Origin of the sequence: Pseudomonas sp. MWU12-2345, from assembly GCF_023242385.1 — a bacterium.
GTDB classification, from domain to species: domain Bacteria; phylum Pseudomonadota; class Gammaproteobacteria; order Pseudomonadales; family Pseudomonadaceae; genus Aquipseudomonas; species Aquipseudomonas gingeri_D.
Genome location: NZ_JALLJA010000032.1, coordinates 26,280 through 36,412, shown reverse-complemented (window position 1 = coordinate 36,412; position 10,133 = coordinate 26,280). Strand labels below are relative to the sequence as shown.

The 10,133-nt window shown below is 60.3% G+C and carries 10 protein-coding genes; 8 read left to right on the top strand and 2 right to left on the bottom strand.

Annotation, left to right across the window (positions count from 1 at the left end; genetic code table 11):
- Window positions 1-105: 105 nt before the first annotated feature.
- The gene (locus M5C71_RS32895) at window positions 106-1,704 is read left to right on the top strand and encodes a protelomerase family protein (protein ID WP_248769669.1); all 1,599 of its coding nucleotides are present in this window, start codon (window positions 106-108) and stop codon (window positions 1,702-1,704) included.
- 426 nt (window positions 1,705-2,130) lie between these two features.
- Here the strand turns inward: M5C71_RS32895 and M5C71_RS32890 are convergent, their stop codons facing one another.
- Together M5C71_RS32890 and M5C71_RS32885 are read right to left on the bottom strand one after the other, a co-directional pair.
- Complete coding sequence (locus tag M5C71_RS32890; RefSeq protein ID WP_248769668.1) at window positions 2,131-5,904, bottom strand: plasmid replication protein, CyRepA1 family; 3,774 nt, start codon at window positions 5,902-5,904, stop codon at window positions 2,131-2,133.
- A 301-nt stretch (window positions 5,905-6,205) separates the two neighbouring features.
- Window positions 6,206-6,871 (bottom strand): S24 family peptidase, encoded by a 666-nt coding sequence (locus tag M5C71_RS32885; RefSeq protein WP_248769667.1) that lies wholly within the window; start codon window positions 6,869-6,871, stop codon window positions 6,206-6,208.
- 147 nt (window positions 6,872-7,018) lie between these two features.
- Here M5C71_RS32885 and M5C71_RS32880 point away from each other — a divergent pair, with 147 nt between their 5' ends.
- The 7 genes from M5C71_RS32880 to M5C71_RS32850 all read left to right on the top strand — a co-directional run bounded on the left by M5C71_RS32880 (window position 7,019) and on the right by M5C71_RS32850 (window position 10,067).
- The gene (locus M5C71_RS32880; RefSeq protein WP_248769666.1) at window positions 7,019-7,621 is read left to right on the top strand and encodes a hypothetical protein; all 603 of its coding nucleotides are present in this window, start codon (window positions 7,019-7,021) and stop codon (window positions 7,619-7,621) included.
- Window positions 7,618-7,935, top strand: coding sequence for a hypothetical protein (locus tag M5C71_RS32875; protein WP_248769665.1), 318 nt, complete (start codon window positions 7,618-7,620; stop codon window positions 7,933-7,935). The genes M5C71_RS32880 and M5C71_RS32875 overlap by 4 nt, the downstream gene beginning before the upstream one ends.
- A complete protein-coding gene (locus M5C71_RS32870) occupies window positions 7,928-8,191 on the top strand; it encodes a hypothetical protein (RefSeq protein ID WP_248769664.1) in 264 nt (87 codons plus the stop codon). The genes M5C71_RS32875 and M5C71_RS32870 overlap by 8 nt, the downstream gene beginning before the upstream one ends.
- Window positions 8,184-8,414: a TraR/DksA C4-type zinc finger protein gene (locus tag M5C71_RS32865; protein ID WP_248769663.1), complete on the top strand. Its 231-nt coding sequence runs from the start codon at window positions 8,184-8,186 to the stop codon at window positions 8,412-8,414. The genes M5C71_RS32870 and M5C71_RS32865 overlap by 8 nt, the downstream gene beginning before the upstream one ends.
- A 61-nt stretch (window positions 8,415-8,475) precedes the next feature.
- Window positions 8,476-9,258 carry a bacteriophage antitermination protein Q gene (locus M5C71_RS32860; RefSeq protein ID WP_248769662.1) on the top strand — a complete coding sequence of 261 codons (783 nt, stop codon included), beginning with the start codon at window positions 8,476-8,478 and terminating at the stop codon, window positions 9,256-9,258.
- Window positions 9,258-9,578 carry a hypothetical protein gene (locus tag M5C71_RS32855; RefSeq protein ID WP_248769661.1) on the top strand — a complete coding sequence of 107 codons (321 nt, stop codon included), beginning with the start codon at window positions 9,258-9,260 and terminating at the stop codon, window positions 9,576-9,578. The genes M5C71_RS32860 and M5C71_RS32855 overlap by 1 nt, the downstream gene beginning before the upstream one ends.
- Before the next feature lie 42 nt (window positions 9,579-9,620).
- Window positions 9,621-10,067 (top strand): hypothetical protein, encoded by a 447-nt coding sequence (locus M5C71_RS32850; protein WP_248769660.1) that lies wholly within the window; start codon window positions 9,621-9,623, stop codon window positions 10,065-10,067.
- Window positions 10,068-10,133 lie beyond the last annotated feature (66 nt).

Sequence of the window (10,133 nt, the reverse complement as noted above, 5' to 3'; positions counted from 1 at the left end):
GAGGGCTAAATGTGTATTCATTAGTAGAGAGGGCTTGATGTGTATGTATTGACTATTGTATAATTGGTGCTAGGGTTATTTGTGTATGCACTTGGAGGGGGTAACATGGTCAACGCAAAGAGCATCGAGGAGGCACGCACGCCGCTCGAGTATCCAGAATCAGGTTACGGCAATTACGGTGGGCAGGTCCGCCAGAAGGTCGTTTTGAGCGACATCATCAAATGGATGATTGAGGAGGTCGAGAAGATCGACGGCGACGAGAGCGCCAGTCGCGGCGAGAAAACCAAACGCATCGGGCGCCTGGCCCAGCGCATCAAAACGAAACTGTACGAGGACGGCCGCAAGGCCCCCGAGGACAAGCTCAAGGCCTCGAGCTATCGCCGCTACCTGACCAGGCTGCGCAACGCAGTCCAGGCGCAGAACTGGCGGCACCATGCGATCGAGGAGACCTGTCGGCGGATGGCCAAGCATCACCCGGAGTACACCCCCGAGCTGCATGCCATGGCGGAAATGACGGACATCGTCCCCCTGCGCCTGGCCTATAAGGCCCTCAAGGACAAGATCAAGCGCGACGGCAACGAGGCGGCCTATCTCGACGTGAAAGCGATGAAAATCGACCACGAGATCATGCGCCACTTGAACCTGCCATCGGTTACCCGTGACCAAATGGCCGACCATGCGGCCGCGATCCTCGAGGAGAAGGCCCTCAACACTATCGACATCGGCTATCACTGGTACGTGGCCACCGCTGCCGAGATGCTCTCCTCGAGCACCTTCTCGCACCTCGCCTTGGGCGTGGCCATGGCCACCGGCCGCCGAGCCTTCGAGGTTCTGACGCAGGGCCGGTTCAAGAAGGTCGGCGAGTTCGAGCTCGAGTTCAGTGGCCAGGCGAAACAGCGCCTCGGGGTCGACTACGGCTCGAGCTACCGCATTTACACCCTCGTTGCAGCGGACGTGGTGCTCGCGGCGATTGATCGCCTGCGGTCACTGCCCGAGGGCTCAAGCCTGCAGGGCATGGACGCGACAGAAGTGAACCGCCGCACGGCGAAGACGCTCAACATGCTCGCAAAACGGACCTTCAACGACGAGACCCGCGTTTTCAAGGACACCCGCGCGATTTGGGCGCGGATCATGTTCGAGACTCATTTCGCGCACGACCCTCGCTGGGCGAAAAAGAGCGCCGAGGTGTTCTGGCGCGAGATGCTCGGGCATGAGGATCTCGAGACCCAGGAAAGCTATAAGCAGTTCAAGATTCACTATGAGGACGAGCCGCCAAGGGGCGCCGCTCACAAGTTCGCGAGTCGCCTCGAGGGCCTGAAAACTCTGGACGAGCACCCGAAAATAAAAGGTCGGGCTGGCCTCGAGCGGATCCATGATTGGGTTAAATCGGCGATCGAGGCGGATCCCCTCGCCAAAATCAATCAACGGGCTATCTCGGTCAACGTTGGCAGCTATCGGCCCAACATCAAAGAATATTTTGAGATCGCAGCGGATGCCCTGGGAGTACCGGCCCACGCGGCAAATGCGATGGCCGAGGTTCCCTCCGTGGTGGCCAAGGCTAAGCCGCACATGACATCGCACAAGACAGACGATGGTGAGTGGGTTGCAGTGGCCAGCGTTAACGGGATTGAGGTCGCGACCTGCAAGAGTCCGGACCGCATGACGGCTTTGCGGGAGGCCTTTACCCTCGCAGAGAAGGCCTAAGGGTTACCACCGCTGCCCCTCCCTGGGCTGGCGCTGAAGGCTGAACCGCTGACGGCACCGGCCCTTCTTCTATGCAGGCGCTCTCGATGTGATCCCCATCCTCGAGGATCGAAAGAGCCCGCGTCACTTCATCTCGAATCAAACTATTCGCCTCCATGACCTCGCTAAGGCGGGCGTCTGGCCCGACTTGCAGGATCATACTGAGTACAGCGTCAATCCTTCGCAGGGCCGTGGTGGCCCCGTCGATTCTGTCCAACTGTTGCATTCTGATAAGTCCCTCCTGTGACTAATGGCTTTTTGATTCCTGTATGCTCGTACAGTTTAAACCGCTTGCCTCAATCCGAGTAGCTGCCTGGTGACGCCCCTGCTCTGCGGGCCGGACGCCACCATACTCGCCAGCTAAAAATACCGACGAACGGTCATGATTCAGGCCTCAACCGCCGAGCTTAGAGCTCTGTCCGCGTGCTGCAAGATGAATCGAATCATGCTGCTGTCGGCCCCCTCCTTCGCGAAACTACGTGCGACCTCAGGCGTCAGGATCTCGATCAACATCGACAGAGAATTACCGAGAGGATCGAAGGCAGAGCGGGCGGCGGCGTAGATACGTTCGCGGATCTGCAGCGAGGGATACTTTTCATCTGGTGCTATATCAACACTCTGCGAAGTATCCCTCGCATCGAGGGTAACGGCCGAATCGACGTTCTCCACCGCAAGGCGGGGCTCGTGCGGGCACGGGTGCTCGTGAGTGGCAAGGGAGTGAACGCCCGCGACGGCGCGGTTGTTGACGTAACCTGTGATGAATGACCAGTGCTCGGGGTTGATGCAGTAGAGATGCTGGCCACGGCTCTTACGCTTCGACACGTCGAGACCGAGGCGGCGCAGGATCGATTGCACAACGGTGGTCGCGCAGCAGCGCTTGGCCCCGAACTTGACCAACTTGCCCAGGCGCAGAGCGTTGTACATTTCCGCCGAGGCCTGGGTCGCGGTGATCTTGGCCAGGACCTGGCGGCAGGCTGCCGAGGTGAACTCCCCCTCGCCGGTCATTGGGTCTACACCAAGGATCGCGAAGACATCGCGCAGGAAGGCCCTGGCAGGCGTTTTAAAGCGCGTCTTGGTCAAGGTGACCTTGGACTTGCGTTGCGCCTTATCGAAGGCGAGAGCCTGCGCCTCGTCGGCCTGGAGCAGCTCAAGGGCGACTACCTTCGAGATCCCACCGTCGTCGTAGAAAGCGACGTCGTCGGCGCGGATGGTTTCGACTCCGAGCTGGTGCTCGATCTGGAAGCGGTCGACGCGGGCTGATTCGGCCTCGCTGCGGATCTCCATGCGGTTCAACCGGGCGAACTCCTCCTCGGTCGGCGTGGTGACGCTTTCGATCAATTCGAGGCGCTGGGCGAACACCAGCTCGCCTGCGCGCTTGCGGTTGGTGCGCGACAGTTTCGCGAGCAGCGCGTCGCCATCCATGCGGGAGACCTGATAGCCGTCGGCGTAGAGCATCAGCAGCAGGTTGTTCGCGAAATTGTTCTTGGCGCGGTTCTCGTTGGTGACGCACGAGAGATAGAGCTCATCGAACGCGGTTTTCTTGCGGCGCAGCAGGATCTCGTCGGTGGTCTCCTCGAATGAGCAGGCGACCTCATCCGCCGCCACTAGGCCACGATAGATCGCCTCGCGGTCGGTATCGCGCTGCACGTTGCTGTGCCCGATGCCGATCAGATAGCTGCGCGCGGTACGGTCGCGGCGAAGCATCTGCACGGCGTCGCTTGGGCCTACGGTGTTGCCGCTGAATAGGCCGATATGGTGCTCGAAATGTGGGCGAGTCATCGACACGCCGGAGCTGATCGCAGGCGAGTAGATCAACACGTCATAGTTGACAGCCTCCTCGCTCGGGTTGGCGAGGAACGCCTCGACCGCCGGATCTGACTTGGAGTCGCGGAAAATCAGCAGCAGGCGCAGCTTGGGGTTTTTCTCCAGGGCGAGGACGGCCAGGCGCTTTGCGCTCTCCGCGGAGTCGCTGGCCACAAGGACGCGCTTGCCGCCGTGGATCAGCTCGAGAGCCTTCTGCCAGACCTCGTCGGCGTCGCCGAAGCGCACCGCGACGTGATCCATGGTGCCTTCGATTTCGATGATAGTGATCGGGGTGCCTGGGCACGCCTCCTCGCAAAGGCTGATGACTGAATCGTTGGCGTCGGCGTCGCAGAGCAGCACGCGCTTAGCCTTGGCCATCGCTTCGAGCATGGTATCCATCACCCGGACCGGGCCCTCTACTGGGCCGCTGGTGACGTGGCGGATAACTTGGCTGGCCTCGTCGATGCAGAGCGTTTCGAGCGTGGTAAACCAGTTTCGGTCGGTCGCGGTGCTGTAAAAGCGGGAGTTGGTAATCGAGTTGACGCAGCAGGCCATGTGCGTGACGTCGCGCATTTCAACGGCTAGGACGTCCGAGTAATGGCGGATCTGCAGGCGGTTCGCCGCGTCGTCCATGAGGGTGATGCGGTGAGCCAGGTAGCCCGCGCGCTTCGAGTTGCGCATCACTGGGCCGATCAGGTTGTCGGTTTTGCCGCTGCCCATTGGCGATCGGACGATGATGCAGCCCTCGAGCCCCTCGACGAGGTCGGCGACGTGGTTCGGGATAAGCGTGCCGCCGTGGCTGGCGCGGATGCCCTTGATCTTGATATGACGGATACCTGGGCGAGCCAGGGCGGTCGGCGAGAAGCCGCGCAACTGCTGGGCCTCTGAAAGTTTGATCTTGGCCAGCCACAAGGCCCGGCGCTTTATCTTGAAAATGTTGCCGGAGAAGCCAGCCGGGAGCGCTTTGAGGACGAGCGAAATAACCTGTTTGGTGCCGTACTTGATCGGGGCGAGCATCATGCCTGCACCGATGGCGGTGAGGGCTGCCGCCTCCTCGGTCGTGCTGCCCGCCATGACGCGCTGCAGGCAATAGGCGAAATAGTCCTTTTCGGCCTTGAGCGAGGCGTGGGAGCGCAGGGCCTTCGCGGTAGCCTTGAGGCCGTGGCGGATGTGGAAGTCGTTCCAGTCGGTCGGACCGTTCTGGGTGCGTCGTGCCTCGGCCACTTCTTCGGGGGCCATTCCTGCAAAAATGAAGTCGGGCAGGATGGCGCGATAGCCGTGGTCGCGGTGGATCTCGAGGGCCGCCAGGCGCCCGGCGTTGCCGACTCGCTTCCACTGGTCCTCATCGGCCGCGTTGACGATCTTGAGCTCGGGCCGGTGGCGCTTGTACAGCGCGAGCACCTTGACGAGGTTGCCAACGCTTAGCGTGATAATCACGGCAACTGTTTTTCCTGCTGCCTGCTCTGCGAGGTAGATGCTGGCGCCGGTGGCGAAGCCTTCCGCGCTGTAGATGCGATCAGCGTTTTCGAGATCGCCGATGATGAAGTGCAGGCCGTCCATCTGGACGCCGGTGCCCTGCAGCTTTTTGTCAGCATAAAGACGCTGCACGCCGCCGAACTGGCCGTGGATGTCGAACAATGGCAGAGCAGTAAACTCGCCGCCTCGGTCGCGCATGCGCTGTAGGCGGCAGAATTGGGCGATCTCGCCAATCTGTTTTTTCTGCAGGTAAGGCGCCGAGCCATCCTCTTCGCCCAGGACTTCGACCGAGCCCGTGGCTGGTTTCCCGTATGCAATGATCGGGAACTCGTGGCGGCCACCTTTGAACCAAGCGGCCTCGAAGGCATCACGCTCGGCAATCTTGCGGGCGTGAGCCTCACGCTCAAGCTGTTCTGCCTCCTCTTGGCGCCGGGCGCGTTCGGCGGCCCGGGATTCCTGCGCTTCACGCCATTTAACTTGCTCTGCTGACGGCACCTTACCGCCTTGGATGCGGTACAGCTCGAGCAGGGCCTGCCATCCGCTCCAGTTACTGGAGCCGATCGCCGTGTTGTTGTGGTTGAACGTCAGGAAAGGCAGCTTGAGCTTAATGCCGTCATCGAGCTGGATCTCACGCTCGTCGGCCCATACAGCGAGCTTGCCCCGGTGCTTTTTGTCGGTCCAGCCTATTTTGCCGCCGATGGGCGCCGATTTCTGGCCTGCCGTGAATCTCACGCCATTAGAGATTGATGACCAATCGACGCCGACCTCTGCCGCAATCGACGAAATATCGCCAAAGCAGTAGTCAGCCAGGTCTTCGGGCCGAGAGTGGAATCGTTCCTGATAGAACGCTGCTAAGGCGTTCTGGTGCTTCTTGTCCGTCATGGTGCCCCTTGCGTAAATACGCAAAAGCGCAAAAACGCATAAGCTTGACTCACCCCATCACAGACCTAAACTGTCGGCGTTGTAGACGTATTCACATCGTCCGCCTGCCGCTTTGACTGCCCGCTAAAACAGTCTAAACGATCAAATCAGGTTGGAAGGTTCCCCCTTTAGGGGGTGAGCCAAGCAAAAAGGCCGGGGCTGGTAACCCCGGCTTTTTTGCGTTTGCGCGAAAAAAGAAAAAGCTAGCGGTTGGGCGCTAGTCTATCCGTTTCTCTCTATTCAGTGAAACAGTTGTCTCTGTTTATCGAATGAGCCCCCTCGAGGTCCTCATCGTCATCCCTATGACTACCCCAATTATGCGGAAATTTCCATCAATTTGGCTTACGGGAAATTGCGGATTGAGAGCCTGCAGATAGCTTTGCGATCCGTTCTTCACAAGTTTCTTGAAGGTCGGCGCGGTTGGGTCGGTGTCGTAGCCGACCACGAAGTCGTTGAGCTGAGCCTCGAGGTCTGGGTCGACAAAGATAAGGGCGCCGTTCGGAAAGGCCGGCCCTGCAGGTGCGTGCATCGACTCATCTGTCAGGCGCAGAAAGAAGCCTCGAGGACTCTTGCTGTCGAGTTGAACCTCCCATGGAGTACCGCTTGGAAGCCTTGATATATCAGGATCTTGCGCCCATTGGGCGGCCTGGGTCCATGGTACGACTGGCGCCCTGGTAGCGTGCTCGGTCGGTGCCATTGGCGTGGTGCCGCTTGTGCTTTCGTCGATGAGTTGGTCGATGGTCGTCCCAAGGACCGTCGCGATGGCGTGAGCCTTATCGATTGAGGGTGTGGATTTCCCTTTTTCGATGTCGCTCAGGTAGCCGGTGTAAAGGACGCCGCCGGTCTCATCGCAAACTCGCTGCAACGTCCAGCCGAGTGCTTGTCGGCGGCGGGTGATGGCCGGTCCGATGGTGATTGGCTTTCTCATATGGACATGGTCCTCCTTGCGCCTATTGTCCTCTCTGGATGCAGTCTGCATCCACTCTCAATAGAGGGATTCTCTTGCAAATTTTTCTCTGTATATCGAGAATGTAGACATCTCTACATACCCCGCATCCAGAGAATCAAAACTGCTATGTCACAAAAAACTGAAAAGGAAATCATCCTCGCCCATACCTTGCAGTGGTTTCAGCATTCCGAGTGGTCCATGGAGCGTTTTGCCCATGAGCTGCTGGCGCCTGCTCTTGAAGCCGCGGGCCTCGTTGAGGGTCTGGTCATTGCCAGTGATGGCGACACCTACATCAAGGCGCGCAAAGCATGGCGCCAGCGTGTAGACCGAATTTTCAATGCCTCGCAGCCCTTCCCACTCGAGTGGAAGTGGCCTTGGATCAATAGTGTCTCGGAACCGTTCCGTTCTGAGATGCTGAAAGACCTGCAATTGTTCGCCGGCATGATCCCTGTCATTCGCCCTGAGCTGCGCCCCGTCAACGGTGTGCAGTCCTCGAGGGCTCGTATTGCCGAGGTGATGATCGAGTGCGCCGAGTTCTTTCAGGCTGCAGCGAATCCTGCCCAGGACGGTCGTTATGATCGAGACGATCATGCTGATGCGGCCGAAATGGTCGAGAAGGGCTTCGATGCGGTGGGCGCGATCATCTCCGAGATTACGGCGCTCGCGGCCGGCGTTGGCTTCGAGCTCCCCCTCGGTAAGGCATTCGTGGTCGTGCGAGGCGCCCAATGAGCGAGCAAGCCAAGGCGCCGCGCAAACGCCCAGCGCGAACCGACAAGATCCGTGAGCAGGACCGCAAGCGCCAGCAGGCCGCCGAAGAGCGCAAGCGCGAGCGGGCGATGTCCCTCGGTATGCGCGAGATCAAGGGCGAGATCTACAAGGGGACCTCGGACTGTCTCGAGGCCTTGGTCGCGGCGACTGGGGCCGAGGAAATCGAGGTTCTCGTCAATATGGCCCATCGCATGCGCGAGCTGCTGGACCGTGACCCCGTAGCCTTCGCGGCTCTGACCGATCACAAGCCGTTGCCGGAGGTGTGGCATGGCTGACTGGATGAAAGTTTTCAAGGTCGCCCCTCGTGCCGTGGTGCTGCTGGTCAATGAGCACCGCGAGCAGCCGCAAATTGGTCAGCCGATCATTCGCGCTGAGCTTCGCCTCAATGGGCGAGTGGTTATCTACAGCACTGCAATGAAGGATGTGCAGGCGGCCGACAGTGCGTTCGAGTACCTGGGCCTGTCGCATGCAATTGATTGGGTGATCAACATGGCCCGCGACCTCAAAAACGGAGTTGCCAGCCATGCCTGACGCCGGCGATTTCGCTACTGACCTGCAGCTCAAGGCTGCCGATGACTTTTCCAAGGCTCGTCTGGCAAAACTGGCCGACAGTATCACCGTCAACCTGAACGGCCGCTGTATCTGCGGCGAGACAATTCCGCCGGCTCGCCTCGCTGCCATGCCTGGCACATATCGTTGCACGCGCTGCCAGGCCAAGGCCGAGCGCCTGGGGGTGCTGTATGGGTGCGCGTGAGGTTCTAACCATGGGCTGGTCCGGCGGTGCGCCTCAAGTGGCTGCTGGAGGCCCAGCATTCGTGCTGGTTGATGAGCCAGTGCCGTCGCCGGCGCCGCTGCGAGCTCGTCGCCAGGCTCGTCGGGAAATTGATGCCCAGGTCATCGGATCCATGCGCGATCTGGTGCTCGTGTCCTACCTGGGCGCGCAGTTCGCAGACGAGCGGGATCATGCCGGGGTTGCGCAGTACACAACCGAGAAAACCCGGGATGCATTCCCGCGCCGCCTCCTCGAGGAGCTGGGGGAATGCATCACCGAGGGCGGTCCGGCCGGTCGGCTGCCGGCTGACTACGTGGCCAGCCTGGCCCGTAGCACTACCCGAGTAGTTGCCAGCGAGACGCGCCCCAAGAAGAAAGGAGCCGTGCTGCTGGGTCCGTTCGCTTATCAGGACGCGCACGTAATCAAGACCATCGGCGCTCTGGCGCCTGAGTACGGCCAGTGGCTGCGCTACGCCTACGGCGATTCCCGCGTGTGGGACGACGAGCAGGGCTCTGTCGTGGCGCTGTGGGCGCGCGTCGAGCCTCTGCTCGGCAAACTGCAGGCAAAGACGCTGCAGCGCGTACGCGCCCTGTCACACCTGGCTGTACAGGCTGGCAAAGAGCGGATGAATAGTGGCCGTGAGATTCACGGCAGCGAGAAATTGATGCAGTTGCTGCAGGTGGCTCGCGGAAACTTCGACGTGCACTGGGCTCCGCGCTGGAAGCTCTACGCCGATCAGGTCGCGAGACTCGACCGAGACGCCCTGTCGGCCCTGGCCATCGCCCTGGGCGACTTCGATTTTGTGATCGTTGACAGGGGGGTGTGATGGCCTGCATCCACTGCGGAACCGCCCCGGTACTGCGCCGCGATACTGCGACTGCGCGCATGCTGATGATCTGCCCTGAGTGCAAGGCTCGTGGTGATGTCGCTCTCCATGAGGCCCGCGCCAGGATCTCCTGGGAGATCGTCAACGACGACACCCTGCCCCGCCACGGCTGCAGAAACGGAACCTACCCCCGATTTATCCAGGCCTCCGGTGCGTGGGGCTATGGCTGCAAGGCCTGCGGCTTCTCGGCAACCGGCTATGCAACGCTCGAGGGCGCTATCGCCGGCTGGATGCGCGAATCAAGAAGCGCAAAAACGTAAAAGCGTCATTGCGTAAAAACGTATTTATGGGGACGTATCTGAATGAGCCAGGCCAGAATTACCCCGCGCGACGCGCAGTACTATGCCGTCCCGGGTTGGGTTGATGATCCGCTGCTCGACGATGTAACGCGATTTGCGGCGGCGCGGCTGTGCCTTGGGGCTGGTGCCCTGATGCGCCGGTTTCGGATTGGGGCACCACGGGCAAGGTATCTGATGATGGCCCTTGATGAGCGCCGCCTGCTGCTGAGCTATCTGCGAGGGGGTCGAGTGGCTAGGGTTAATCCTCATGCCTGGGGCGCTCTGTACGCCTATGGTCGCGTCGAATATGTGACGAACCCGGGGGAAAGCGTGATGGGCATAGCGGCTCGAAATCTCAAGGACGCGAGGCGCTGGCAGGAGATCCGCGACATAAACGCGGCGTCCTTCCCGGATATGGGGCCTCACGACTATTACCCCGTTGGCACGAAGTTAAGGCTTCCAGGGCGCTGAATTTTGCGTAAAGACGTAAAAGCGCTTTTGCGCAATTGGTGATTAATGGCTATGAAATTAAAATTA